Annotated in this window: 28 protein-coding genes; 19 read left to right on the top strand and 9 right to left on the bottom strand. The window is 71.1% G+C overall.

Annotated features, from left to right (window positions below; all coding sequences use genetic code 11):
* Window positions 1-405, bottom strand: coding sequence for a DUF6924 domain-containing protein (locus tag Val02_RS17360; protein WP_203900135.1), 405 nt, complete (start codon window positions 403-405; stop codon window positions 1-3).
* Between the two features lie 204 nt (window positions 406-609).
* Here Val02_RS17360 and Val02_RS17365 point away from each other — a divergent pair, with 204 nt between their 5' ends.
* Complete coding sequence (locus Val02_RS17365; RefSeq protein WP_203900136.1) at window positions 610-810, top strand: hypothetical protein; 201 nt, start codon at window positions 610-612, stop codon at window positions 808-810.
* Between the two features lie 14 nt (window positions 811-824).
* Here Val02_RS17365 and Val02_RS17370 read toward each other — a convergent pair whose 3' ends face one another.
* Window positions 825-1619, bottom strand: a complete 795-nt coding sequence (locus tag Val02_RS17370) for a GntR family transcriptional regulator (protein WP_203900137.1) — start codon at window positions 1617-1619, stop codon at window positions 825-827.
* Between the two features lie 136 nt (window positions 1620-1755).
* Between Val02_RS17370 and Val02_RS17375 the strand changes: the two genes are divergently transcribed.
* Both Val02_RS17375 and Val02_RS17380 read left to right on the top strand, forming a co-directional pair.
* Window positions 1756-2967: a pyridoxal phosphate-dependent aminotransferase gene (locus Val02_RS17375; protein WP_203900138.1), complete on the top strand. Its 1212-nt coding sequence runs from the start codon at window positions 1756-1758 to the stop codon at window positions 2965-2967.
* Between the two features lie 96 nt (window positions 2968-3063).
* Window positions 3064-4860, top strand: a complete 1797-nt coding sequence (locus Val02_RS17380) for a GAF domain-containing SpoIIE family protein phosphatase (RefSeq protein WP_239153098.1) — start codon at window positions 3064-3066, stop codon at window positions 4858-4860.
* Here the strand turns inward: Val02_RS17380 and Val02_RS17385 are convergent.
* Window positions 4854-6353, bottom strand: a complete 1500-nt coding sequence (locus Val02_RS17385) for a methyl-accepting chemotaxis protein (RefSeq protein WP_203900139.1) — start codon at window positions 6351-6353, stop codon at window positions 4854-4856. The genes Val02_RS17380 and Val02_RS17385 overlap by 7 nt on opposite strands.
* Window positions 6354-6389: 36 nt before the next feature.
* Window positions 6390-7256 carry a PAC2 family protein gene (locus Val02_RS17390; RefSeq protein ID WP_203900140.1) on the bottom strand — a complete coding sequence of 289 codons (867 nt, stop codon included), beginning with the start codon at window positions 7254-7256 and terminating at the stop codon, window positions 6390-6392.
* A 292-nt stretch (window positions 7257-7548) separates the two neighbouring features.
* On the opposite strand from Val02_RS17390, the gene Val02_RS17395 reads away from it, so the two are divergent.
* The 5 genes from Val02_RS17395 to Val02_RS17415 all read left to right on the top strand — a co-directional run bounded on the left by Val02_RS17395 (window position 7549) and on the right by Val02_RS17415 (window position 14482).
* The gene (locus tag Val02_RS17395; RefSeq protein ID WP_239153100.1) at window positions 7549-8760 is read left to right on the top strand and encodes a nucleotide sugar dehydrogenase; all 1212 of its coding nucleotides are present in this window, start codon (window positions 7549-7551) and stop codon (window positions 8758-8760) included.
* Window positions 8757-9518: a glycosyltransferase family 2 protein gene (locus Val02_RS17400; protein ID WP_203900142.1), complete on the top strand. Its 762-nt coding sequence runs from the start codon at window positions 8757-8759 to the stop codon at window positions 9516-9518. Before Val02_RS17395 ends, Val02_RS17400 begins: the two co-directional genes overlap by 4 nt.
* A 68-nt stretch (window positions 9519-9586) precedes the next feature.
* Window positions 9587-10612 carry an NAD-dependent epimerase/dehydratase family protein gene (locus Val02_RS17405; protein WP_239153102.1) on the top strand — a complete coding sequence of 342 codons (1026 nt, stop codon included), beginning with the start codon at window positions 9587-9589 and terminating at the stop codon, window positions 10610-10612.
* A 95-nt stretch (window positions 10613-10707) separates the two neighbouring features.
* Window positions 10708-12321, top strand: a complete 1614-nt coding sequence (locus Val02_RS17410) for a sensor domain-containing diguanylate cyclase (RefSeq protein WP_203900143.1) — start codon at window positions 10708-10710, stop codon at window positions 12319-12321.
* A gap of 43 nt (window positions 12322-12364) precedes the next feature.
* On the top strand, window positions 12365-14482 hold the full coding sequence (locus tag Val02_RS17415; RefSeq protein WP_203900144.1) for a methyl-accepting chemotaxis protein: 2118 nt from the start codon (window positions 12365-12367) through the stop codon (window positions 14480-14482).
* Between the two features lie 9 nt (window positions 14483-14491).
* Here the strand turns inward: Val02_RS17415 and Val02_RS17420 are convergent, their stop codons facing one another.
* Window positions 14492-14875: a winged helix-turn-helix transcriptional regulator gene (locus Val02_RS17420; protein WP_444545998.1), complete on the bottom strand. Its 384-nt coding sequence runs from the start codon at window positions 14873-14875 to the stop codon at window positions 14492-14494.
* Between the two features lie 92 nt (window positions 14876-14967).
* On the opposite strand from Val02_RS17420, the gene Val02_RS17425 reads away from it, so the two are divergent.
* Window positions 14968-15615 (top strand): NAD(P)-dependent oxidoreductase, encoded by a 648-nt coding sequence (locus tag Val02_RS17425; RefSeq protein ID WP_203900145.1) that lies wholly within the window; start codon window positions 14968-14970, stop codon window positions 15613-15615.
* A 59-nt stretch (window positions 15616-15674) separates the two neighbouring features.
* Here Val02_RS17425 and Val02_RS17430 read toward each other — a convergent pair whose 3' ends face one another.
* The gene (locus Val02_RS17430) at window positions 15675-16151 is read right to left on the bottom strand and encodes a hypothetical protein (protein WP_203900146.1); all 477 of its coding nucleotides are present in this window, start codon (window positions 16149-16151) and stop codon (window positions 15675-15677) included.
* Between the two features lie 243 nt (window positions 16152-16394).
* Between Val02_RS17430 and Val02_RS17435 the strand changes: the two genes are divergently transcribed.
* The 4 genes from Val02_RS17435 to Val02_RS17450 are packed head-to-tail and all read left to right on the top strand — an operon-like array spanning window position 16395 to window position 18344.
* Entirely contained in the window at window positions 16395-17111 is a 717-nt protein-coding gene (locus Val02_RS17435) for a class I SAM-dependent methyltransferase (RefSeq protein ID WP_203900147.1), read from the top strand.
* A 32-nt stretch (window positions 17112-17143) separates the two neighbouring features.
* Entirely contained in the window at window positions 17144-17467 is a 324-nt protein-coding gene (locus Val02_RS17440) for an ArsR/SmtB family transcription factor (RefSeq protein WP_203900148.1), read from the top strand.
* Window positions 17464-17937 carry an SRPBCC domain-containing protein gene (locus Val02_RS17445; protein WP_373317906.1) on the top strand — a complete coding sequence of 158 codons (474 nt, stop codon included), beginning with the start codon at window positions 17464-17466 and terminating at the stop codon, window positions 17935-17937. Before Val02_RS17440 ends, Val02_RS17445 begins: the two co-directional genes overlap by 4 nt.
* A complete protein-coding gene (locus tag Val02_RS17450) occupies window positions 17934-18344 on the top strand; it encodes a VOC family protein (RefSeq protein WP_203900149.1) in 411 nt (136 codons plus the stop codon). Before Val02_RS17445 ends, Val02_RS17450 begins: the two co-directional genes overlap by 4 nt.
* Before the next feature lie 117 nt (window positions 18345-18461).
* Here the strand turns inward: Val02_RS17450 and Val02_RS17455 are convergent, their stop codons facing one another.
* The gene (locus Val02_RS17455) at window positions 18462-19103 is read right to left on the bottom strand and encodes an alpha/beta hydrolase (protein ID WP_203900150.1); all 642 of its coding nucleotides are present in this window, start codon (window positions 19101-19103) and stop codon (window positions 18462-18464) included.
* Between the two features lie 34 nt (window positions 19104-19137).
* On the opposite strand from Val02_RS17455, the gene Val02_RS17460 reads away from it, so the two are divergent.
* Genes Val02_RS17460 through Val02_RS17475 form a run of 4 tightly spaced genes read left to right on the top strand, consistent with a single transcriptional unit; the run spans window position 19138 to window position 21499 of the window.
* A complete protein-coding gene (locus Val02_RS17460) occupies window positions 19138-20118 on the top strand; it encodes a helix-turn-helix domain-containing protein (protein WP_203900151.1) in 981 nt (326 codons plus the stop codon).
* A gap of 52 nt (window positions 20119-20170) precedes the next feature.
* Window positions 20171-20419 carry a DUF397 domain-containing protein gene (locus Val02_RS17465; protein WP_239153106.1) on the top strand — a complete coding sequence of 83 codons (249 nt, stop codon included), beginning with the start codon at window positions 20171-20173 and terminating at the stop codon, window positions 20417-20419.
* Between the two features lie 23 nt (window positions 20420-20442).
* Window positions 20443-20829, top strand: coding sequence for a hypothetical protein (locus Val02_RS17470; protein ID WP_373317912.1), 387 nt, complete (start codon window positions 20443-20445; stop codon window positions 20827-20829).
* A 37-nt stretch (window positions 20830-20866) separates the two neighbouring features.
* Window positions 20867-21499 (top strand): HAD family hydrolase, encoded by a 633-nt coding sequence (locus Val02_RS17475; RefSeq protein WP_203900393.1) that lies wholly within the window; start codon window positions 20867-20869, stop codon window positions 21497-21499.
* A 131-nt stretch (window positions 21500-21630) separates the two neighbouring features.
* Here the strand turns inward: Val02_RS17475 and Val02_RS17480 are convergent, their stop codons facing one another.
* Window positions 21631-24186, bottom strand: coding sequence for an ABC transporter permease (locus Val02_RS17480; RefSeq protein WP_203900153.1), 2556 nt, complete (start codon window positions 24184-24186; stop codon window positions 21631-21633).
* Between the two features lie 4 nt (window positions 24187-24190).
* The gene (locus tag Val02_RS17485; protein ID WP_203900394.1) at window positions 24191-24958 is read right to left on the bottom strand and encodes an ABC transporter ATP-binding protein; all 768 of its coding nucleotides are present in this window, start codon (window positions 24956-24958) and stop codon (window positions 24191-24193) included.
* Between the two features lie 230 nt (window positions 24959-25188).
* Between Val02_RS17485 and Val02_RS17490 the strand changes: the two genes are divergently transcribed.
* Window positions 25189-25356, top strand: coding sequence for a hypothetical protein (locus Val02_RS17490; RefSeq protein WP_203900154.1), 168 nt, complete (start codon window positions 25189-25191; stop codon window positions 25354-25356).
* Window positions 25353-25718 carry a hypothetical protein gene (locus Val02_RS17495; protein WP_203900155.1) on the top strand — a complete coding sequence of 122 codons (366 nt, stop codon included), beginning with the start codon at window positions 25353-25355 and terminating at the stop codon, window positions 25716-25718. The genes Val02_RS17490 and Val02_RS17495 overlap by 4 nt, the downstream gene beginning before the upstream one ends.
* Window positions 25719-25774 lie beyond the last annotated feature (56 nt).

The following is a 25774-nucleotide window of genomic DNA, read 5'->3' on the forward strand; positions in this document are numbered from 1 at the left end:
TCAGAAGCCGCGGAAGACGCCGTCGTCATCGGCGGCGTCGGCGAACTCCTCGAAGTCCACCGCGGCCCGCGCGAGATTCGCCTCCACGGTCCAGAACTGGGCGGGCACGACCCGGAAACTGCGCCCCGACTCGTCGACCACCAGCACCGGCAGGTCGAACGACGACAGCGTCACGCGGTCCACCGCGTACAGGTACGGATGCTCGTCGCTGTCGCGGGTCAGCGCCACCAGCACCGCACCGGCCGCCCCGTCGAACGCCGGGTCCGACACGAAGCGCACCCCGTCCTGGAACGCCCCGTCCGGCGAGGCGGCCTCCAGCGCGGCGCACACCGACTCCCACCCGCCCTCGTCGGTGAACTCCGTGCGCAGCACGACCGTCACGTCCCCGGGCGGCAGCTGCGGCACGCGCCCAGGCTAGCGCGCGGCGCGCCGCGACCCGTCCGGCACCGCGCCTCACCCGGACAGCTGCCCGGGCCGCGCGGCGCGCCCTGTTCCGGCCGGTGCGGTGCGTGGCCCCGACGGCCCGCGCCGCCGGTCGGGGTCCGCTCGCCCGGGCCCGTCCGCCGCCCCGGCCCGACCGCCGCACGGATCGTCGGCGCGGAACGCCCGGTGCCGACGCCGGCGGGGGAGGCGGTGCGGCTGCGCCAACGCTTCCACGCGGGCGAGTCGCTGCTGTACGCGTGGCTGCTGGACGACGGCGCCGGCCCGCTGGCGGTGACCCTCTCCACGGTCTTCGCCGAACGCGCCCACGCGGTGCGCTGGCGCGCCTCGGTCGACGCGCTCGCGCGATCCGCGACGCGCGCGTCGTAGTCCTCGCCGGGCGGTCAGCCCAATGCGAGGTCGGGCTCGTCCCAGGGGACGCCGGGCCGCGGGGACGCGATCGGGTACTTCTCGGTCAGCGACGTGACCGGGCCGGGCCAGACGGCCTGGTGGACCTCGATGGCGTTGCCGCGTTCGTCGTAGGCGACGTGCATCAGGACGAGCACGGGCGTGTCCGCGCGGATCTGCAGCAGCTCCGCCTCGCCCCGGCTGGGCAGCCGCGCGGTGATCTGGTCGGTGGCGTTGGTGTAGCGCCGCCCGGTGGTCTCCTCGACCTCCTGGTAGAGGGGCCGGTCGAAGACCTCGGGCCGTTCCAGTGCCGTGCCGTCGGCGTCCTCGGGCCGTAGCCACGACGCGCCCACCTCCACGGGAACGTCCTGCGTGCGCACCAGGTGCCGGCGCACCACGAGCGGGGTCCCCGACGGGACGCCGAACGCCTCCGCCACCTCGGTCGGCGCGGGGGTGCGCCCCACCTCGGTCAGGTGCTGGCGGTAGCGGGCCGCCAGATCGGCGTGGTAGCCGCGCTGCGCGCCGTAACGGCCGCGGCTGAGCCGGTTCAGCCGCCGCTTGGTCCCGCGCACGAACGTGCCCGAACCGGGCCGGGTGATCAGCACCCCCTCGACCCGCAGTTGGTCGATGGTGCGCTGGACGGTCTGCTTGGCCACGCCGTACTCGGCGGCGATGGCGGGGATCGACGGCAGCCGTTCGCCGGGGGCCCAGTCGCCGCGGCGGATGCGCTCGCGGAGCTGGGCGGCGATCTGCCGGTGCGGCGCCTCGACGGAACCCGGGTTGATCGTCATGGGTCACAGCCTAGCCTCCTAGGACGCCTTACGGGGGGTGATGCGCGGTCCAGTGCCGATCGATTGGCGTTCGCCGGAGTTCACTCCTCGGGACAAAGGCGGGGACGCCGCACCACGCCGGGCCTAAGGTGGCCTGATGCAGGTGAGCCAGTCGGCGAAACTCGCCAACGTTTGCTATGACATCCGCGGCCAGGCGCTCCGGGAAGCCAAGCGCATGGAGTCCGAGGGTCACCGGGTCCTCAAGCTCAACATCGGCAACCCGGCCCCGTTCGGCTTCGAGGCCCCGGAGGAGATCCTCCAGGACGTCATCCTCAACCTGCCCGCCGCGCACGGCTACGGCGACTCGAAGGGCATCCTCCCGGCCCGGCGCGCCGTCGTGCAGTACTACCAGACGCGCGGCGTCACCGGCGTCGACGTCGAGGACGTCTATCTGGGCAACGGCGTCTCCGAGCTGATCGTGATGGCGCTGCAGGCGTTGCTCAACAACGGCGACGAGGTGCTCATCCCGGCGCCGGACTATCCACTGTGGACGGCGTCGGTGAGCCTCTGCGGCGGCCGGGCCGTGCACTACATGTGCGACGAGCAGGCCGACTGGTGGCCGGACGTCGACGACATCGCCGCGAAGATCACCGAACGCACCCGCGCGCTGGTGATCATCAATCCGAACAACCCGACCGGCGCCGTCTACCCGCCGGAGTTGCTGGAGCAGCTGGCCGAGCTGGCCCGCCGGCACAACCTGCTGCTGTTCTCGGACGAGATCTACGACAAGATCCTGTACGACGGCGTCACGCACACCCCGACCGCGCAGATCGCGCCGGACCTGCTGTGCCTGACGTTCAACGGACTGTCCAAGGCGTACCGGGTGGCCGGGTTCCGCACCGGCTGGATGATGGTCACCGGCCCGAAGCAGTCGGCCGAGAGCTACATCGAGGGCCTCGACATCCTGGCCAACATGCGGCTGTGCCCCAACGTACCGACGCAGCACGCCGTGCAGACCGCGCTCGGTGGGCACCAGAGCATCAACGACCTCATCCTGCCCGGCGGCCGGCTGCTGGAGCAGCGCGACGCCGCCTACGCCGCGTTGACCGCGATCCCCGGGATCACCTGCGTGAAGCCGAAGGGCGCGCTGTACATGTTCCCGCGGCTCGACCCGGACGTGTACAAGATCCACGACGACGAGAAGCTGGTGCTCGACCTGCTGCTGCAGGAGCGGCTGCTGATCGTGCAGGGGACGGCGTTCAACTGGCCCCATCCGGACCACTTCCGCATCGTCACGCTGCCCCGGGTGGCCGACCTCGACGACAGCGCCCGCCGGATCGCGCGCTTCCTCAGCAAGTACAAGCAGTAACGACGCAGGGGATGGCCGCGGCGCGCCGCGGTGTGTGAATATCGCGGGCGTGTCGGTCGTTCGCAGCGCCGGGAAGCCGTGCCCGGCGACCCGTTCGTGAGTCCCGGTGGCCCGTCGCCGCGGCTGAGTGCCGCCGAGCGGCTCGCCGTGCTGCGACGGTCCGGGCTGGGCGCGGCGGCGGATCCGTTCTTCGACCGGTTCGCCTCGATGGTGCGCACCGTGCTCGACGTGCCGGTGGCGCTGGTGACCCTGGTCGAGGCGGACCGGCAGGTGTTCCCGGGGGCGTTCGGGCTCGGCGAGCCGTGGTCGGCGAAGCGGGAGACGCCGCTGTCGCACTCGTTCTGCCAGCACGTCGTCGCCGACGCCGCGCCCCTGGTGGTCACCGACGCGCGGACCGACCCGCGGGTGGCCGGCAATCTGGCCGTTCCGGACCTGGGCGTGGTGGGCTACGCCGGCATGCCGCTGACCGACGCGGACGGGCTGGTGCTCGGTGCGCTGTGCGCCATCGACCACGCGCCGCGGCAGTGGACCCGACGCGAACTGGACCTGCTGGCCGACCTGGCCGCCGCCTGTTCGGAGAGCCTGCGGCTGCGGATCGCCACCGCCCGGGCCGAGGACGGCGTGGAGGCCGCGCGTAAGGCGTTCGCCCGCAGCGACCTGCTCCTGCGGGCCAGCGTGACGCTCCTGCGCACGACGACCCACGACGACGTCGTCCACGCGGTCCGGGACCTGGTCACCGGCACCCTCGACCCGGCGTACGTCGGGCTGTCCCTGCTGGACGGCGCGGGGCAGGTGGTGCTGCGCTCGGGCGAGTACCTGCCCGCCCCGGTGGCGCAGCGCTGGTCGACCTACGCCTTCACCGAACGCACCCCGTCGGCCCTGGCCGCCCGCTCGGGCGAACCGGTGCTGCTGCCGGACCTCGACGCGGTGGCCGCCCGGGCGCCGGAGACGCTCGACACCTTCCTCGAACTGGGGTGGCGCTCGGCGGCGAGCGTGCCGCTGCCCGGAGCGCACCGGCCGATCGGGTCGCTGACGTTCGTGTGGAAGCAGGCGTACACGCTCGACGCGGCCGAACAGGCGGTCCTCTCGGCGCTCGCCGGCTACGTGGCGCAGGCGCTGCTGCGGGCCGATCACCTGTTCTCCCGCGAGCAGGTCGCCGCGACGCTGCAACGGGCCATGCTGACGGAACTGCCCGAGGTCGCCCCGTTCGCGCTGGCGGCGCGGTACCGGCCGGCGGCCCGCGGCGAACAGGTCGGCGGCGACTGGTACGACGCGCTGCCGCTGTCCGACGGCCGGCTCGCCCTCGCCGTCGGCGACGTGGCGGGCCATGACATCCAGGCCGCCACCCGGATGAGCCAGCTGCGCAGCGTCCTGCGCGGGTACGTCGTCGACCGCCGGGAGAGCCCGTCGGCGCTGCTGGACCGGCTGGACCGGGCCGGCCGGCTGCTCGGCGAGCGGCAGATGGCGACGGCCGTGCTGGCGTTCGTGCGGGCCGGGCCCACCGGCTACCGGCTGCGCTGGTCGAACGCCGGGCACCCGTACCCGCTGCTGGTGACGGCCGGGGGAGCGGTCGGCCACCTCACCGGCCGGGATCCGCTGCTCGGTGTGCTGGACGGCGTCGGCCGCACCGATCACCGGCGGGTGCTGCCGCCGGGCTCGACGGTGCTGCTGTACACCGACGGTCTGCTGGAGAGCAGGCACCACAGGTACGAGGAGCGCGAACGGGTGCTCGTCGGCCGCCTCGCCGACCTCGCCCGGGCGCCGCTGCCGGAGCTGCTCGACACCCTGCTGGAGGAGATCGGCGGCGCCGACCACGAGGACGACATCACGCTGCTGGCGCTGCGGGTGCCGGAGGTCGGTCGAGCGGCCGGGGGCGCCCCGGCGGGTCAGTAGCGGAAGCGGACCAGGCCCTCGCGCAGGGCGCCGGCGAGCGTCGCCAGTTCGTGGGCGGCGTTCTGGGTCTCGTCGGCGCCGCGCGTGGTGTTGCCGGCGGCGCCCGCCGCGGCGGCGATGTCCGAGGCGATCTCCTCGACGCCGCCGGCCGCGTGGGTGACGTTGCGACTCATCTCGGCGGCGACGGCGGCCTGCTCCTCGACGGCGGTCGCGATGGCGGTCTGGTAGCTGTCGATCTGCTCGATGACCTGGGTGATCGAGCCGACGGCGGCGACCGCCTTGCGGGCCTCGGTCTGGATCGCCTCGATCCGCCGGGACACGTCCTCGGTGGCCTGCGCCGTCTGGCGGGCGAGTTCGCCGACCTCGGAGGCGACGACCGAGAAGCCGCGCCCGGCCTCCCCGGCCCGCGCCGCCTCGATGGTGGCGTTGAGGGCGAGCAGGTTGGTCTGGGCGGCGATGCCGGTGATCACGGCGATGACGCTGCCGATCTCGGACGACGACGCGTCGAGCCGTTCGATGATGCGGTTGGTGTCGGCGGCGGTGGTGGCCGCCCCGCCGGCGACGGTGGCGGCCTCGGTCGTGCTGCGGGCGATCGAGGCGACGGAGGCGTCCAGCTCGACCGCGCCGGAGGCGACCGTGGAGACGTGGCGGGAGACCTCGTCGGCGGTGCGGGCGGCCTTGGCGGCCTGGTCGGCGCCGCTGCGGGCGGAGCCGGCGATGTCGCTGCTGGAACGGGTCAGTCCGGTCGAGGAGGTGGTGAGCCGGTCGGCGGTGGTGGCGACCTGGCTGACGATGCCGCGGATGCCTTCGAGGGCGCTGCGCAGGGCGGTCGCCATCCGGCCGATCTCGTCGCGGGACTCGACCGGGATCTCGACGGTCAGGTCGCCCTCGGCGAGGCGGTCGAGGGCCGCCATCAGCCCGATGATCGGCCGTCGCACGCTGCGACTGACCCACCAGCCCACGACGCCGACCAGGATGACGATGAGGAACAGCACGAAGATCATCGTGGCGTTCTGGGTGCTGGTGTCGACGTATTCGGCCTGAGAGCCCTTCGCGGTCTTCAGGAGGCTCTCGCGCAGTTCGGTGGCGTGGCCGGCCATCGCCTGCTGGGCGGCGGAGATGTCGCCGCCGGACTGGGCGGCCGCCAGCAGCGCCTGGTAGTCGGCCTGCATCGCCTCGGCGGGTGCGCTCAGCTCCTTGGGCGTCTTGGCCAGCACCTCGTCGAGCGGCGCCTTGATCGCCTGCGCGGCGGAGGCCCGCTGGGCGACCGGGCCGGCGGCCAGCGCGGCGCGGGCGGAGGCCACCTGTTCCAGGGCCGCCATCGGAGCGGTGTAGCGCTCGGCGATGACGGTCGAGGCGTTCTCGATGAAGCCGCTGGCCACCTGCGCGAGAAACTGGAACAGACACACCAGCAGCACCATGACGATGCCGAACCCGGTGAAGATCCGGCTACGGATGCTGCGGAAGCGCGGCCCTGCGAGACCCTCGGACATAACCGGCACATCGGTAGGTGCCGGCCGAACTTGAGGTCAGAAGCTCGCGGCCGGTCCGGCCTGTCCGCCGCGCCGGCGCAGGTACTTCTCGAACTCCTGCGCGATCTCGTCGCCGGACAGCGCCTGCATGCCGTCGTCGCCGGAGCGTTCCTCCAGCTCGCGCACGTACTCGGCCAACTCGGCGTCCTGCTCGGCGGCCTGGCGCAGCCGCGCCTCCCACTCGGCCGACTCCTCGGCGAGGTCGGCGGTGGGGATCGGCAGGTCGAGGACCTCCTCGATCCGGTGCAGCAGGGCCAGGGTGGCCTTCGGGCACGGCGGGTTGTTGGCGTAGTGCGGCACGTGCACCCAGAACGACAGCGCGTCCAGCTCCGCCCGCGTGGCCACGTCCTGCAGGACCCCGACGATGCCGGTCGGTCCCTCGTAGCGGCTCAGGGTCAGCCCGTAGCGCTCGGCGACGGAACGGTCCGACGCGCTCCCGCTGATCGGCAGCGGCCGGGTATAGGGAACGTCCGCCAGCAGCGCGCCCAGCAGGATGATGCGGCTCACGTCGAGGCTGTGGCACACCTCGAGCAGCTCGTCGCAGAACGTCCGCCAGCGCATGCTCGGCTCGATGCCGCGGATGAGCACGACGTCCCGGTCGGCCCCCGGCGGCTTCGCCACGGTGAACCGCGTCGTCGGCCACTCCACGCGGCGGGTCTCCCCGTCGGCGAGCGTCACGGTCGGCCGGTTTACCTGGAAGTCGTAGAACTCCTCGGGATCCAGCGACGCGACGACCTTTCCGCCCCAGATCTCCCCGAGATGCTCGACGACGGCGGTCGAGGCGTCTGCGGCATCGTTCCATCCCTCGAAGGCCGCGATGGCGATCGGGGAACGTAGCACAGGCAAGCCGTCGAACTCGGTCACCGGCCCAGCCTACGCGGGTGTGCTGACATGCGCTCATGGCCGCGCCGGGTATCCGGACGTGAACCCGTCGATCCCTGGCCGGGCGGTGAGCCCGTTCGGGCGAGCCTGCGCCACTTCCGGCCCGGCGCCGTGGGCCAGGATGACAAGGCGTCAGCGATCCATCTATGCTGCGGGGCGCGGTGCGCGGGGTTGCCCTTTTTTGCAAGATCGGCGTCCGGCCCGCAGCACCGCCGCCCCGACACGGAGGGTGGCCGGTGCCCGGTCCAGTCGTGAATGTGGGGAAGGCGACGGCGTGGTTGCAGCAGAGAACACAGACCGGTTCGACCGGGATGTCGTGATCATCGGCGGGTGTGGTCGGGTGGGGCTGCCGCTCGGCATCGCACTCGCGTCGCGTGGTCGTTCCGTAACTCTGTATGACATCAACGCGACCGCGGTGGAGACCGTCAACAGTGGACAGCTGCCGTTCACCGAGGACGGCGCGGCCGATCTGCTCGCCGCCGCCGTCGCGGACGGTTCGCTGAAGGCCACCGTGGATCCGGCGAGCGTGGCGTCCGCGGAGACCCTGGTGGTCATCGTGGGCACTCCCGTCGACGAGCACCTCAACCCCGACCTCGGCGCGGTGCCGCGGGCGCTGGAGCGCTGCGTGGAGCACCTGCGCGACGGGCAGCTGGTGGTGCTGCGCAGCACCGTTCACCCCGGCGTGACGGCGCTGACCGAGCGGCTGCTGCAGCGGCACGGGCTCGACATCGACGTGGCGTTCTGCCCGGAGCGCATCGCCGAGGGCTACGCGATGACGGAGCTGTTCACGCTCCCGCAGATCGTGTCGGCCCGGGGGGATCGCGCCATCGAGCGCGCCTCGGAGTTCTTCAGCGTGCTGACGACCAACATCGTCACGCTGATCCCCGAGGAGGCCGAGCTCGCGAAGCTGTACACGAACACGTGGCGGTACATGAAGTTCGCGACTGCCAACCAGTTCTGGATGATGGCCAACGACGCCGGCCTGGACTTCGAGCGGATCCGGCACGCCATCCGCTACGACTACCCGCGCGCCGCCGACCTGCCCGGGCCGGGCTTCGCGGCCGGGCCGTGCCTGCTCAAGGACACGATGCAGCTGGCCGCGTTCAACAACAACAACTTCGTGCTCGGCCACACGGCGATGCTGATCAACGAGGGCCTGCCGCTGTACCTGGTGGCGCGGCTGGAGCAGCAGTTCGACCTGTCGAAGATGACGGTCGGCGTGCTCGGCATGGCGTTCAAGGGCGGTAGCGACGACCCGCGCGAGAGCCTCGCCTACAAGCTGCGCAAGATCCTCATGCTGAAGGCCAACGAGACGCTCTGCTCGGACCCGTACATCGTCGACGAGCGGTTCACCCCGCTGGAGGAGGTGCTGGAGCGCGCCGACCTGCTGGTCATCGCCGCGCCGCACCCCGAGTACCGCGATCTCGAGACCGACAAGCCGGTGGCCGACATGTGGGGGATCGCCGGGCGGGGCATGAAGGTATGAAGCCGCAGGTCTCAGTCGTCATCCCGGTCTACGAGGAGGGTGAGTCGATCCTCACCTGCCTCAACCGGATCCTGCGCGAGGTGAGCCTCCCGTGCGAGGTCCTCGTGGTGCACGACTTCCCCGAGGACTCGACCGTTCCCTACGTCGAGAAGCTCGCCGAGGAGGACCCGCGGGTCCGCGCCGTGCTCAACACCTACGGGCGGGGACCGGCAAACGCGATCCGCTTCGGCATCGACGCCGCCGCGGCGCCGGTGGCCGTGGTGACGATGGCGGACGGCTCCGACGACCCGCGGCAGATCGACGAGTTGGCGCGCCTGGTGGACCGCGGGGTCGTGGTGGCCGCCGCGTCCCGGTACATGCCGGGCGGCCAGCAGGTCGGCGGCCCGCGGATCAAGAAGGCGATGTCCGCGTTCGCCGGCCGGTCGCTGCACTGGTTCGCCCGGGTCGGTACCCGCGACGCCACCAACAGCTTCAAGGCGTACTCGACGGACTTCGTGCGCGAGGTCGGCATCGAGAGCCGGTCCGGGTTCGAGATCGGGCTGGAGCTGACCGCCAAGGCGACCCGGATGCGGTTGCCCGTCGCGGAGCTGCCCACCATCTGGCTCGACCGGCAGCTCGGGGACTCGCGCTTCGACCTGGCCCGCTGGATGCCGAGCTACCTGCGCTGGTACCGGTTCGCCTACGGCAGCCGCCTCTCGGCCGAGCAGATCCGCGCCGGCGCGGCGGCCCGGGCGAAGAAGACCGACAAGACCGGGTAAGATTCGCGCGGTTCGACCCGTGCGGACAGTGATGTTGTCTGGTGTTTGACTTTCAAGGAGACGAGCGAGTGGCAAAGATTCTGGTCACCGGTTCCGCCGGTTTCATCGGCGGCTACGTGGTTGAGGAGCTGCTCGCGCGCGGCAACCAGGTCGTCGGTATTGACAACTACTCGAAGTACGGCCCGGTCACGCGCAGTTACGACAACCACCCCAACTACCACTTCATCGAGGGCGACGCGCGCGACGTCGACCTGATGACGAAGACGCTGTCGGACTGCGACCACTTCATCGCCGGCGCGGCGATGATCGGCGGCATCTCCTACTTCCACGCCTACGCCTACGACCTGCTCGCCACCAACGAGCGGATCATGGCGTCGTCCTGCGACGCGGCGATCGCCGCCCACCGCGAGGGCCGGCTGAAGAAGGTCACCTACCTCTCGTCGTCGATGGTGTTCGAGTCGACCGAGCACTGGCCCTCCAAGGAGGGTGACGAGCGCAAGATCCCGCCGCCGCTCTCGTCGTACGGCTTCCAGAAGCTGGCCGTCGAGTACTACGCGCGCGCCGCGTGGGACCAGTACAAGCTGCCGTACACGATCGTGCGGCCGTTCAACTGCGTCGGCGTGGGCGAGGGTCGGGCGCTCGGCGAGGTCGAGGTGCTCTCCGGCAACGTGAAGCTGGCGATGTCGCACGTCGTCCCGGACCTGGTCCAGAAGGTCATCAAGGGCCAGGACCCGCTGCACATCCTGGGCGACGGCAGCCAGGTGCGCCACTACACCTACGGCGGCGACCTGGCCAAGGGCATCATCGCCGCGATGGAGCACCCGGACGCCACCAACAACGACTTCAACATCTCCACGGCGGTCTCCACCTCGGTGACCGAGCTGGCCGAGGTGATCTGGCGCAAGATCAAGGGCCCGGACGTCCCGCTCTCCCTGGTCAGCGACGACCCGTACGAGTACGACGTGCAGAAGCGCGTCCCGGACGTGACCAAGTCGAAGGAGGTCCTCGGCTTCGAGGCCACCACCGACCTGTCGACCATGCTCGACGAGGTCATCCCGTGGGTGAAGCAGGCCGTGGCCGACGGCCGCCTCTGATCTCCCGCACGCTCGCGCAACGGCGCCGCCCCTCCCGGGGGTGGCGCCGTTCGTGTCTGCTCAACCCGCCCGCACCGCGGCCGATGGGTTCACCCGTGAGCGAGGAGCGCGTCGACCCGGTGATCCGTTTCCGCACGCTGCACACTCTTCGGGAACGCGACGACGCGATGTTCGCCGCCACCGACTGGGACGGCTGGCGGATCCCGATGCCGGACCGGCTGGGGGTGCGGCCCGGGCAGGTTCTCCCGCTGCCGTCGGGACCGTCGACGATGGTCGACCTGGTGGTGCCCGCCGACGGGTACGAGGTGATCCGGATCTGGCACGAGGTGCGCCGGACCGGCGTGGGGCTGGCGGCGGTGCGACCGCGCAGCGACCCGGAGCGCACGCTGAACATGGTGATGATCGACGTGCGGGACGAGTACGGCGTTCTCGCCTGCGTGCTGACCACCTCCGGCACCGCGGCCGACTCCTCGACGGCGCTCACCGGTGCGCTGGTGGCGCCCGTTCGGCCGCGCACCGGGGTCATCCTGAAGAACCGCGCCGCCCAGATCATCGACATCGACGAACGCGTCAGCGGGATGCTCGGCTTCACGCCGGAACAGATGATCGGGCAGCCGGCGTCGAGCTTCGTGCACCCCGACGACCAGAACCGGGCGCTGTCCTCCTGGATGGAGATGCTCGGCACCCGGCAGAACGGGCGGATCCGGCTGCGGCACCGCCGCCGCGACGACACCTACCTGTGGGTGGAGATCGAGAACATCTACCGCGACGCCGAGGACGCGGCCGACATCGTGGTGGCCGGCCAGATGAGCGACATCTCCGACGAGATGGCCGCCCACGAGGAACTCGACCGCCGCGAACGCCTCTTCCGCCGGCTCGCCGAGTCGATCCCCACCGGCCTGCTCCAGCTCGACGTCGACGGGGTGCCGGTCTACTCCAACGACCGGCTGGCCGCGCTGTTGGGCGTTCCCACGGCCAAGAATCTGGACGAACAGCTCGCGACGGTCGCGGCCGGCGACCGCGCGGCCCTGGACGCGGCCCTGACCGCGACGCGGGTCGACGGGACCGACCACGAGTTGGAGGTGGAGATCGTCCTGCCCGATTCGGTCGAACGCCGCCGCTGCACCGTCAGCACCGTCGCGCTCACCGAACGGGACGGGACCCTGGTCTGCTTCGCCGACATCACCGACAGCGCCCGGATGCGCGAGGAACTGCGCGTCAAGGCCACCTACGACGAGCTCACCGGCTGCCTCAACCGCGCCTCGACCCTGGCCGCGCTGGAGCACGCGCTCGCCACCGACGAACGCCCACCGGCGGTGATCTTCGTGGATCTGGACCGCTTCAAGCCGGTGAACGACTCCCTCGGGCACGCGGCCGGCGACGAACTGCTCGCCCACACCGCCGCCCTGCTGACCCGCCTGGTCCGCCACGACGACGTCGTCGGCCGGGTCGGCGGGGACGAGTTCCTGCTGGTGTGCCGGCGGCCGGGCGGGGAGGAGGAGGTGCTCGAGGTGGCCCGGCGGGTGCGCGACGCGCTGCGCCACGACGTGACGTTGAGCGCGGGCACCGTGCGCATCGGCGGCAGCATCGGGGTCGCGCAGGCCTGGCCCGGGGCCTCCGGTGACGCGCTCGTGGCACGCGCCGACGCGGCGATGTACGAGGCGAAACGGCACGGCGGCGGCGATCCCGTGGTCTATCACCACGGCTGACCGATTTGCTCAGGATGCCCGGGAAGTGCCCGATGGTGGGGCTATGCAACTACGCCATCGTCTGCTGGCGCTCGGGGTCGGCGGCACCATCGTCACCGCGTTGGTCCTGGTAGGGGTCGGTGCGGTCGAGAGCGACCGGTTCAGTGATGGCGCGGCCAAGGACATGGAGCGGGTGATCGACGCGAACCTCGGCCGCGTCGCCGAGGACGTCACCCGGCTCGCGACGGCGGTCGGCGACGCCGTGCAGAACGATGTGAACCGGGCGCAGCAGGTCGCCATCGCCGAGCTCAACCAGCGCGGCGGCATGAGCGTCACCGGCCCGCCGGCGGTCACCTGGGAGGCCACCAACCAGTTCACCCAGGCGAAGTCCAAGGTCGTCCTGCCCTTCGCCCGGGTGGGCAACGTCTGGCTCAACCAGAACTCCGACCCCGCCGTCCCCACCCCGGTCGTCGACGAGGTGGTCGGCATGCTCGGCGGCACCGTCACGATCTTCCAGCGCATGAACCCCGCCGGCGACCTGCTGCGGGTGGCGACGAACGTGAAGAACAAGGCCGGCAAGCGGGCCATCGGCACCTACATCCCGGCGATCGGGGCCGACGGCAACCCGAACGCGGTCGCCACCGCCATCAAGGACGGCAAGCCGTACCGGGGCGTGGCCCTGGTCGTCGACACCTGGTACGTCACCGGCTACGACCCGGTCAAGAACGCCGCCGGGGAGGTCATCGGCGCGATCTACTTCGGCGTGCCGCAGGCCGACGCGATCGCCAGCCTCACCAAGAACATCGCCAGCACCAAGGTCGGCGACAACGGTTGCGTGACCGTGTTCAGCACGAACACCGCCGACCTCGGCCGGACCATCGCCTCCTGCAACGCCGACGAGGTCAACAAGACCGTGCTGGACGCCAAGGACGCGAACGGCGTCGAGTGGGTGAAGCAGATCGTCGAGGCGGCGCCCAAGCTGGCGGCCGACGGGAAGTTCGAGGCGGTGTACCAGCTGCCCGGTTCGGCGGGGGCGCCCGTGGCGCGCAGCGAGGTGGTGGTCACCTACTACGCGCCCTACAAGTGGGCCATCGTCACCCGTGCCTACGAGGGGGACCACGCCACGCTCGCGCAGGGGCTGGCCGACGGGCGCAGCACGATGCTGACCGCGTTCGGGCTGGCGGCGACGCTGTTGGCGCTGGTGATGGGGACCGTGGCGTGGTTCTGGGCGCGGCGGCTCTCCCGCCGGCTGACCGAGGTCACCCAGGCGCTGACGCTCGTGTCCAAGCGCGACCTGACCGTGTCGGTGCCGGCCCGCGGTTCGGACGAGATCGGCCAGATGGGCGCGGCCCTGAACACCGCTGTCGGGGAACTGCGCGTGCTGCTGGGGGAGATCACCGGGACGGCCCACGACGTGGCCTCGTCGGCCGGTCGGGTCTCCGCCGTCGGCGACGAACTCGGCGGGGCGTCCGAGAACGCGGCGGCCCAGGCCGAGGCGGTGGCCTCCTCGGCCCGCGAGGTCTCCAGCAACGTGCAGACGGTCGCCACCGGTTCCGACGAGATGGCGCAGTCGATCGGCGAGATCGCGCAGAACGCCCAGGAAGCGGCGAAGGTCGCGCTGGACAGCGTGAAGCTGGCCCAGGAGGCCACCCGGGTGATGGGCCAGCTCGGCGACTCCAGCGCGCAGATCGTCGACGTCGTCAAGGTGATCAGCGGCATCGCCGAGCAGACCAACCTCCTCGCCCTGAACGCCACCATCGAGGCGGCCCGGGCGGGAGCCTCCGGCAAGGGGTTCGCGGTCGTGGCCGGCGAGGTGAAGGAGCTGGCCCAGCAGACGGCGACGGCGACCGAGGACGTGACGACCCGGGTGGCCGCCATCCGCAACGACACCGAGGGCGCGGTCTCGGCGATCAAGGCCATCGCGGCGGCGATCGACCGGGTCAGCGACTTCCAGCGGGCGATCGCCACGGCCGTGGAGGAGCAGACGGCGACGACTGCCGAGATGCGCCGCAACGTCGGCCGCGCCGCCGAGGGGAGCGGGTCGATCGCGACGAGCATCGACAGCGTGACGGACAGCGTGTCGACGGCCCGTCAGGCGGTCGAGTCGTCCCGCGAGGCGGCCGCGAAGCTGAACGCCAACGCGGACACGCTCACCGCGCTGGTGAACCGCTTCCGCCTCTAGCACGGGCCGTCACTCCGCGCCGTCGTACGCCTTCTGGGCCGCCGACACGTCGCTGAGGTGCTCGATGGACCACTCCTGGAGTGCGCGCAGCGGCCCGAGCAGCGTCCGGCCGGCCTCGGTCAGGGCGTACTCGACGCGCACCGGCACCTCGGGATGGACCGTGCGGCGCACCAGTCCGTCGCGTTCGAGTCCGCGCAGGGTCTGGGTCAGCATCTTCTGCGAGACGCCGCAGACGCGCCGCCGCAGTTCCGAGAAGCGGGCGTCTCCCTCGCCGAGCACGCCGACGATGAGGACGGTCCACCGGTCGCCGATGCGGTCGAGGATGCGGCGGGTCGGACAGTCGGCGGCGTACGGGTCGCCGCGGAGCATCGGGTCCGATTGCGTGGTTACCAAGAAGTGCCTTCTTCCCGACGGAGATATGGTCTCTTACGGTAACCGAAACGGCCCGGCCACGGGTCCTGGAATTTCGACCGGAAGGCATTCCCATGTCCCGCATCACCGTCCTCGGCGGCACCGGCTACGCCGGATCGGCAATCGTCGCGGAGGCCGCCGCACGCGGCCACGAGGTCACCGCGCTCAGCCGCTCGCTCCCCGAGACCCCCGTCCCGGGTGTGAATTACGTCCAGGGCGACGCCTCGGACGAGGCGACCCTGTCGTCGGTGATCTCCGGTGCGGAGGTCGTGGTGGGTGCGCTCGCCCCGCGCGGTGTGCTCGTCGACTCGCTGCGCGACGTGTACCGCACGGTCGGGCGCCTCGCCGACGCCGCCGGTGCGCGGCTGTTCCTCGTCGGTGGCTTCTCGTCGCTGCGCCCGGCCGCCGGCGCGCCGCGCTTCGTGGAGGACCTCACCCACGCGCCCGCCGAGTTCCACCACGAGATCCGCACCGGGGCGGCGCTGATCCTCGAGGACCTGCCGGCCGCGCCGGAGACGCTCGACTGGGTGTTCGTGAGCCCGCCCGGCGCCTTCGGCTCGTACGTGCCCGGCGAGCGGCTGGGCACCTACCGGCTCGGTGACGAGGTCGCCGTCGCGCCGGAGGACGGTGGCGCGATCTCCGCCCCGGACTACGCGCTCGGGTTCGTCGACCTGATCGAGAAGGGCGACCTGCACCGCGCCCACGTCAACCTGGCCCACTGAGCACCCGCCCCGCTGCGCCACGCCGGTCCCGTCCGGCGTGGCGGCGGAGGCCGGTTCGCTCACATCTGTGACAGGGCCACCGCGAACATCCCCACGGCACCGGCGATCAGCACGCTCAGGGACGTTCCCAGGAAAACCAACGAGGGGCCGGTCCGCAGCCGCAGGCGGACGAGGCGGTAGACGCCGACGGCGCCGACGAACGCCATCAACACCAGGTACGACGCGAACAGCGAGAAGGCGGTCACCAGGACGGTAAGGCCGACGGTGACCCACGGCCGCCACGCCGGCGACAGGTCACGGGCCAGGGCGAGGTACCCGACCGCGCCGACGAACACCGCCCCGGCCGCGGCGCTCGCGAAGACGCTGAGGTTCGCCAGGGCGACCATGAGGAAGAAGCTCGCCGCGACACCGACCGCGGCGACGGCGCCCTCCTGGAGCGCCCGCACCGTGCCGCGCTCGCGCAGCCTCACGATGGACACGACGGCTCCGGCGTAGCCGGCGGTGGCGCAGATCAGCAGCACGAGGAAGAAATCCATGGGTAAATAGGTATCAATCTCACCCGGCCGGGTTATCCCCACTTTGTGCCGCGCCGATCTTCCGAAAACCGGACGCGGCGGCGCGTGGACGGCTGCTAGGGTCCCGGCAAGTGTTTCAGCACGATCTCCTGTGAGAAGGCGATGCCATGGTCACCGCCCGGGTAAACCGGGGCGGCTGACGTTCCAGACCGTCCTGGTAAACGGTCCTCTTTGGCATGCGCTTTCTAAGGAGCACCCACTCCGATGGGTAACTGGTACACCGATTTCTTCACCGAGCTTCCCAACGCGTTCTGGCGGGCGGCGGTTCCGCCGGAGCACACCACCGCCGAGGTCGACTTCCTGACCCGCTTCGTGCCCGCGGGCGCGCACGTGCTGGACGTTCCCTGCGGCAGCGGCCGCCACACGCTCGCGCTGGCCGGTCGCGGCTATCGCGTCACCGGTCTGGACGTGTCGGCCGAGGCGATCGCGCACGCGAAGCGGCAGGCGCCGCAGCTCGACCTGCGCGTGGTCGACATGGCGGAACTCCCGTCCGACCTGCGCGCCGACGCGGCGATCTGCATGGGCAACTCGTTCGGCTACCTGCCGCACGAGGGGACCGAACGCTTCCTCGCCACCCTGGCGGGCATCGCCGGCACGCTGGTGCTCGACACCGGGTTCGTCGCCGAGTCGCTCCTGCACAACCTCCAGGTGGAGGAGGAGCCGATGACCCTCGGCGGCATCGAGGCGACCTCGGTCAACTCCTACGACGTCGCGGACAGCGCCTGGATCACCGAGTTCACGTTCCGGCGGGGCGACGAGGTGCACCGGGGAACGTCCGTGCAGCACGTCTACACGTCGGCGGAGATCGCCCGGCTGGTGCGCCGGGCCGGCTACGCCGACGTGCGGATGTTCGGCGACGTCGACGGCGGCCCGTACCGGCTGGGCAGCCCGCGCCTGCTGCTGGTGGCGCGGCAGCGTTGACGCCGAGGATTACCAGATGGTTATATAACCACATGGCGACGGAACTGCTCGACGCGACGTTCGCGGCGCTCGCCGACCCGACCCGACGGGCGATCCTGGCCCGGCTCAGGGAAGGGGAGGCGACCGTGACGGAGCTGGCGGCGCCGTTCGCGATGAGCCAGCCCGCGATCTCCAAACACCTCAAGGTGCTGGAGAAGGCGGGACTGATCTCGCGCGGACGCGACGCCCAGCGCCGCCCCTGCCGGTTGGAGGCCCAGCGGCTCAAGGACGCCACCGACTGGCTGGCCGACTACCGGCGACACTGGGAGCGGAGCTACCGCCGCCTCGACGCACTGTTGGAAGACCTCCAATCGTGACCGTGGAGTTGGAGACCCGCGGCGACCGGGAGATCGTGCTCCGGCGCGACTTCCGGGCGCCGCGGCACCTCGTCTACGCCGCCTGGACCGTCCCCGACCTGCTGAAACGCTGGTACGGGGCGGACGGCTGGCAGCTCGTCGAGTGCGCCGTCGACCTGCGTGTCGGGGGCGCGTGGCGGTTCGTCTCCGTGGGGCCGGGCGGCGCGCGGATGGTGCAGAGCGGGGTCTACACGCACCTCGCACCGCCGTCGCGGCTCGAGTGCACCGAGATCTTCGACGAGCAGTCCTATCCCGGGGAGACACTGGTGGCGCACCACTTCACCGAGGCGGCCGGCGTCACGACCGCCACCACGACCCTGCGGTTCGCCACCCCGTTCGGGCGCGACACCGTGCTCGGCTATCCCATGCGGCGCGGCCTCGGCGAGGGGTACCGCCGCCTCGACGCACTTCTCCTGGAGAGAACACCGTGAACTGGACCCTTGAAGTCGTCATCGTTCCCGTCTCCGACATCGACCGCGCCAAGGCGTTCTACTCCGAGCGGCTGGGCTTCCACGTCGACCACGACACCGCACCCAGCGACGACGTGCGCATCGTGCAGCTGACGCCGCCGGGCTCCGGATGTTCCGTCGTCATCGGCAAGGGCGCGGTGCCGCACATGGAACCCGGTTCCCTCAAAGGGCTCCAGCTCGTGGTGGCCGACATCCACAAGGCCCGGGCGGAGCTGGTCGCCCGCGGCGCCGAGGTGGGGGAGATCGAGGTATTCGGGGGCGGAGATCCTTCGGTCAGTGGCCCGGCCCTGGACAACGTCGGCTTCTTCTTCTTCGAGGACCCGGACGGAAATTCGTGGGGGGTGCAGCAGATCAGTTCACGAGCATGATTCATTGCGCGCGTCCGTCGGGGGCGCGACCGTCGCTCAAGAGGGGGCGACCGCTCCGGGCCGATCCCGCTTCGCTTCGATCGACCACTCCGCTGCCACGCCCGCGTGCAGCAGTGGTCACTGTCGTGCCAGGGCGTCCAGCTTGGTGGCCAGTTCCTTGGGTCTTGAAATGTTGACGCAGTGGCCGCCTCGGATCTCGTCGGGCGTGATGCCGAGGCGGTCGCGGACCATCGGGCGGACGAAGTCCGGGGTGTGGAACCGGTCGTCCAGGCAGAGCAGGTAGCGGGTGGGCGTGTCGGGGTGCATCGGCAGCGGCCACGGGTCGCGCAGCGGGCCGCCGGACTGGTCCCGGCTGTGCGCCTTGGCGAACGCGATCTGCTCCGGCGTCAGGTCGTTGTAGAAGAGTTCGTCCTCGGTGCCCTCGCCGCCGACGTAGCCGGCGTTCTTCCAGAAGTCGCCGCCCTTCTCGCCCGGGCGGGGAACCATGCCGGTCAGGTAGACCAGCAGCCGGGTGCGGACCCGTGCGCACACGAGCGGGGCGGTGAGGCCGCCGAGGGAGTGCCCGACCAGCACCACGTCGCGCCGCTCGCCGATCGCCTCGACCATCACGTCGGTGTACTCGGCGAGGCCGGCGTCGGGATCCTCGGCCGGCAGGTCGGGCGCCACGACCTCGTGGCCCAGCAGGTGCAGGTGCTGCGCCACGCGTTCCCAGGAGCCGCCGGTGTCGCCGGCTGCGTGCACGATCGCGAAGGTTGTCACCGACCGAGCCTATCGTCGGACTTATAGTGCGAATATGCTCAAATCCTCGCGGCGGCGCGGGCCGGCCGTGGCCAAGCGCCAGCTCCGCCTCGCGTTACGCCGCGCCCGGTACGCGGCCGAGATGACGCAGAACGAGGTGGCCGACGCCCTCGACTGGCACACCTCCAAGATCCTGCGCATCGAGAACGGCCAGGTCTCCGTGGCGACCTCCGACCTCATGGCGCTCGTCGCGCTGTACCCCGACCTCGGCCCCGAACGGCTGCCCGAGCTCGTGGACCTCGCCCGGGAGGGCCGGCGGCCGTCGTTCGTCAGCCGCTACCGCGAAGTGCTCACGCCGCAGTTCGCCGAGTGGCTGGAGTACGAGGCCTACGCGATGTCGATCCGGCTGTTCGAGAGCCAGTTCGTGCCGGGTGTGCTGCAGACCGACGAGTACGCGGCGGCCACCGTTCGCGGGCTGCTGGGCAACGAGGCCGACGACGGGCGGGTCGAGCAGATCGTCGCCGCCCGCATCGAACGCGCCGAGCCGCTCACCGGGCCGGACGGGCCGCGCATGGAGTTCATCGTGGACGAGGCGGTGCTGTGGCGCGGCGTCGGCGGCGAGGCGGGGGCGGGTGGCCGTTCGGTGATGCTCGCGCAGCTGCGTCACCTGCAGCGGATGAACACCGTGGGCCGCACCGTCGCCGGCGATCCGGTCGAGCCCGGGCTCAATCCGGGGATATCGGTGCAGGTCGTGCCGTTCGACCTGGGCGCCTACGCGGCCATGCGCAGGCCGTTCGAACTGGTGAAGTTCGACGAGTCCGAGGACGACGCGATGCTCTACTTCGAGAGCCCCGGGGGTGACGAGGTGATCCGGGACAGCGTCGACGAGACGGCGCGGCACCACGACCTGTTCGTCGAGCTCAAGAAGGCGCTGCCCGGCCCCGAGCGCACGAACGCCTTCATCGACACCGTGCTGGCCGCGATGCGCGAGGGTGCCGCAGCGTCGTGCCGTTTCGGGTCGTGCCGGCTTCTCTGATCACTTTGAGTTATATAGACTTCACGTTGCGTCTCTGTTCGGTGGAGGAACGGTGCACGACAACGGGGAACCTGGCTGGCACACGAGCACGTTCAGCGGCACCAGTGGATGTGTCGAGGTCGGCCGGATCGGCGCGGAGATCCTCGTCCGCGACTCGAAGAACCCGGATGACGGCCAGCTGCGAATCGGCCTGTCCGCATGGCGAACATTCATCGGAGCCATCCGTAGCGGCGAATTCGATCAGCGGGACGGCGCCTCGTCGACCGGCCGCGCTTCCCCGTGTGCGACGCTCCACGGGTGAACAAGGACGTGCACGGGGCGCTCATGGCGTTCTCCCGGAAGATCGGGATCTACGAGCCGCAGGCGGAGACGGCGGTGCGGATCGCGGTCGACGGTGAGTCGGAGCCGGTCCCGCTCTCGGCGGACGTGGCACGGGCGCTGATCAAGGCCCTGGACGGGTACCAAGACGACCGCGACCGCGGGGACTGCGAACACTGCGGCGGCGGCCGCGTCGACGAGAACTTCCTGTGCCGTGACTGCGGCCGCCCCAACGGCGTCTTCGGCGCGATGCTGGCCGAACGCGCGTCGCGTTACGAGGGCGACCCGGCGGCGCTGGCGGAGTTCACCTGGGGAGATCCCAAGCCGGCGACCGGCCCCGCGCCGGTGAGCTTGCCCACCTTGCCGCCGCCTCCGAAGTTCGACGACGACTAGACCGGGCACGATCGGGGGCATGACCCAGCTTGCCGGCGTGCTCTTCGACATGGACGGGACCCTGGTCGACAGCGAGAAGGTCTGGTCGGTCGGCCTGGCCGAACTGGCCGTGCACCACGGCGGCACGCTGTCCGACGCGGCGCGGCACGCGATGGTCGGCACCAACATGGCCGAGTCGATGCGCATCCTGCACGAGGACCTCGGCCGCCCCGACCTCGACGACGCCTACAGCGTCGAGTGGCTCGAACGCCGCGTCGCCGAACTCTTCGCCGCGGGCCTGCTGTGGCGCCCCGGCGCGGCGGACCTGCTCACGGCGGTGCGGGCGGCCGGCATCCCGGCGGCGCTGGTGACGGCGACCAGCCGGCACCTGGTGGAGGTGGCGCTGGAGACGATCGGGGCGCACTTCTTCGCGGCGGTGGTCTGCGGGGACGACCTGCCGGAGACCAAGCCGCACCCGGCGCCGTACCTGCGGGCGGCGGAGCTGATCGGCGCGCGGCCCGCGGCGTGCGTGGCGATCGAGGACTCCCCGAACGGCATCCGCAGCGCCCTCGCGGCCGGCTGCACGGTGCTCGGCGTTCCCTGCGAGGTCGACCTGGGCCACCTGGCGGACGTGACGCTGGTCGACTCCCTGGAGAAGGTCGACGTCGCGTACCTGCGCGGACTGCTCTAGCGCCGCCGATCTTGCGTCGTGGCGCCCGGCGTGCCCGGGTTCGACCCGCTGTGTCGGCACCACAACTGCAAGATCGCGCGAGCAACGAGGCGCCGCGGACCCCGTGAAAGGTCCGCGGCGCCAGGAGCGGCTCACTCGTACGAGATCGCCTGCAGCACGTTCACCCGCGCCGCCCGGAGCGCCGGCAGGATCGCCGCGATCACGCCGATCCCGGCGCCGAGCGCGAGGTACGTGCCCATCGCCGTCCACGGCATCGCGAACGTCGAGAAGCCGTCGTCCTTGAGCGCCCGCACGATCGCCGCGCCGAGCCCGCTGCCGACCACCACGCCGAGCAGCGCGCCGAACACCGAGATCACGATCGCCTCGACGGTGATCATCCGCATGGACTGGAACCGGCCGAGCCCGATCGCCCGCAGCAGCCCCAGCTCCCGGGTGCGTTCCAGGACCGACAGCGCCAGCGTGTTGATGATGCCGAGCACCGCGATGAGCACCGCGAGGGCCAGCAGGATCTGCACCATCAGCAGCACGGTGTCGAACGCCGACGTCTGCTGCTGCACGAAGTCGTTCCGGTTGGCGACGGTCACCTCGGGGCTGTCGGCCAGCAGCGCGTCCACCTGCTTGCGCACTCCGTCGACCGAGACGCCGTCCGCGACGTCGACGTACCCCCAGGATGGCTGCGCGACCTGCAGTTCGCCGATGAGGGTGGTGGGCAGGATCAGGCCGCCGGTCGTGGAGCTCTTGGCGTAGATGCCGACGAGCTTCATCTGACGCGGCTGCCCGCGGGCGAGCTGCACCTCGATCGTGGCGCCGACGTGCAGGCCCTTCTCCTTGGCGCGCTCCTCGTCGTAGAGCACCTCGTCCGGCCCGAGGGCGCGGATCTCGCCCTCCTTGGCGGTCAGCTTGAACATCTTCGCGTAGGCCGGCACGTCGGTCATGATCGTGACGCTGCGGTCCTCGCCGAGCGCGTGCGCGACGTCGAAGTAGTCGGCCGAGAAGCCGGTGACCCCGCTGATCGCCTTGGTCTTGTCGATCACCGCCGGGTCGAAGGTGGCCGGCCGCTCGTCGGACGGGTCGCCCGAGATGATCAGGTCGGCGTTGACCTCCTTGTCGGCGATCTTCTGGATGCTCGCCTCGGCCGAGGTGAAGACCGTGTTGACGCCGGTGATCAGGGCGATGCCGACCATCAGGGCCGCCGCCGTGATCGCGGTCCGCCGCGGGTTGCGGGCCGAGTTCAGCCGTCCGAGCTTTCCGGGAACGCTCCACGCCATCAGCCGGCCGATGACGCCCACAATGGGGCGGGCCAGCATCGGCGTGAGCAGCGCGATCCCGATGAACGCCAGCAGCACGCCGCCGAAGAAGCCGTAGAGGCTGCTGTCGCCGAGCTTGTCGTTGAGGCCGAGGAGCAGCAGCGTCGCGCCGCCGGCGGTGACCAGCGAACCGACGACGGTCACCTTGGTCAGCGGGCGGTCCGGGGTGGCCGCCTCCTGCAGCGCCGCGACGGGCGGGATGCGCGAGGCGCGCATCGCCGGCAGCAGCGCGGCCACCAGAGTGATGATCATGCCGACGGAGAACGCCGAGATGATCGCCGCCGGCGGGACGCCGATGCCCGCCAGTTCGAGGCTGGCGCTGCCGACGTTGCCGAACACCCACGCCAGCAGGGAGCCCACGCCGATGCCGAGCCCGAGGCCGACCGCCGAGGCGAACAGCCCGATGAGGACCGCCTCCACCAGCACCGAGCCGATCATCTGCTTGCGGCTGGCGCCGATGGCGCGCATGAGGGCCAGTTCGCGGGTGCGCTGCGCCACGATGATGCTGAACGTGTTGAGGATCAGGAACGTCCCCACGAACAGCGCCACCCCGGCGAAGCCGAGCAGGATCTTGTTGAAGAAGCCCAGGGCCTCCTTGGCGCCGGCCGTCTGCGCCTTCTGCAGTTCCGCACCGGTCTTCACCTCGAACGAGTCGCCGAGCGCCGCCCGCACCGAGTCGCGCACCTGCTCGGGCGTCTTCCCGGCGGCGGCCTTCACGTCGACGGAGGAGTAGACGTTCGGCGTGCCCAGCATGAGCTCCGCGGCGACCGACTCGTGGAACGACACCACCATCGAGCCGCCGAGACTGTCCCGACCGCCGCTGTACTCGGTGATCCCGACCAGCGTGAACGTCTTCTTCGGCTGCGTCGTCAGCACACCCACCTGGTCGCCGACCTTGACGCCGGCGGACTTGGCGAGGCCGGCGTTCATGACGACCTCGGTGCCGCTCTGCGGGGCGCGCCCCTCGCGCAGCTTCACGAGGTCGTTCTCGCCGGTCCAGTTCTCGCCGAGGCGGGGCGGTCCGAAGCTCGTGATGACCTTGCCGTTGCTGCCGATGACCCGCGCGCCGTCGGCGCTGACGATGCCGGTGGCCTTGGCGACCCCGTCGATGCCGCGGACCTTCTCCAGCGTCTCCGGCTTGACGGTGGCGGTCAATTTCTGATCGTCGTCGAAGCCCTGCGCCGGCCCGGTCGACTTGACCGACACCGTCACGTCGGTGTTCTGGAACGCCGTCGCGAACAGGCCGTCGAACGACCGGCCCAGCGTGTCGGTGAGCACGAACGCCCCCGACACGAACATCACCCCGAGCACCACCGCGAGCCCGGACAGCACCAGCCGTAGCTTGCGCGACAGCACGCTCTTGAGCGTCGCTCTCAACATGACGTCAGGCCCCCGTGTCCAGGCGCTTCATGGTGTCGAGCACCGTGTCGGCGGTCGGCTCGTACAGTTCGCTGACGATGGAGCCGTCGGCGAGGAAGATGACGCGGTCGGCGTAGCTTGCGGCGACCGGGTCGTGCGTCACCATTACGATCGTCTGCCCGAACTCCCGCACGCTGTTGCGCAGGAAGCTCAACACCTCGGCGCCCGACTTGGAGTCGAGGTTGCCGGTCGGCTCGTCGGCGAAGATGACCTCCGGGCGGGCGACCAGGGCGCGGGCGCAGGCCACGCGCTGCTGCTGGCCGCCGGAGAGCTGCGTGGGGCGGTGCTTCAACCGGTCCCGCAGTCCGACGGTGTCGATCACCGTGTCGAACCAGGCCTTGTCCGGCTTGCGGCCGGCGATCGACAGCGGAAGCGTGATGTTCTCCTCCGCGGTCAGCGTCGGCAGCAGGTTGAACTGCTGGAAGATGAACCCGACCTGGTCGCGGCGCAGCTTGGTGAGCGCCTTGTCCTTCATGCCGGTCACCTTCGTCTGTCCGATGTGGACGTCCCCGCGGGTGACCGAGTCCAGTCCGGCGAGGCAGTGCATCAGCGTCGACTTGCCGGACCCCGAGGGACCCATGATCGCCGTGAACGCCCCCCGTTGCAGTTCGACGCTCACCTCCCGCAGCGCGACGACCTGCGCCTCGCCGCTGCCGTACACCTTCCACACCTGATTCGCGCGGGCGGCGACGGGCGTGCCCTGCCCGGTCGCGGAACCCTGGGCCACCGTCAGCGTCACCGTCTTCTCCTTCAGCCGATCTGCTGTCTCTCGTTGACGGAATTGATCCTCGGTGCGCGGGAGGCGTTTCTCGTCGGCCCGGGGGCGTACCCGACCACCCGTTTCCGCCCGGGGTGCAGCCCGGAGTAGATCTCAGGGACAACCCCGACCGGGGCCCGACCGGACGGTTCGACCGGCGGCCGGTGGGGTCCCGCCGGCGCCGCGCGGCCGGTAGCCTGAGGAGCATGACCCCGGACGCCGAACACGTCACCTACGACACCGCGACGCCTGAGCAGCTCGCGGCCGCACGTGACCGCGCCCGGACCCGTCTCGCGGAGGCCGAACGCCGCCGCACGCCACAGCGCCGCGCGCGTCTCCTGGAGACATTGGGCCTGCCCGCCGACGCCGCGTGATCCACCTGATCCTCGACGCGTCCGCGGTGGCCGCCTACGGCACGGGCGTGGATGTCGGCGAGACCATCGCCGAGGTTGCCCACAACGGTGCCGCCTTCACCTCACCGGCCGTGTGCCTGGCCGAGGCCGGGCGGAGCGTCGACCACCGCCTGATCGACCTGCTCATCGACCACCGGGCCTTCGCGGCGTGCGAACTTCCGGTCGAGAAGTGGCCCGTCCTCTCCGCGGCACTGGGACTGCTGGCCCGGCATGACCACGCCGCGGCCGTCACCGCGGCGATCGTGCTCGACGGACACATCCTTACCGCCGAGCCCGAGGCGTACTCCGCCTTCGGCGACGAGGCGCCGATCATTCCGCTCTGACGCGGCGGGCCGGCCGCGACCGCCGGACGGTTCGGTGGTTGACGGTTAAGGAGTTA

It is taken from the genome of Virgisporangium aliadipatigenens (assembly GCF_016863615.1).
Taxonomy (GTDB): Bacteria; Actinomycetota; Actinomycetes; order Mycobacteriales; family Micromonosporaceae; genus Virgisporangium; species Virgisporangium aliadipatigenens.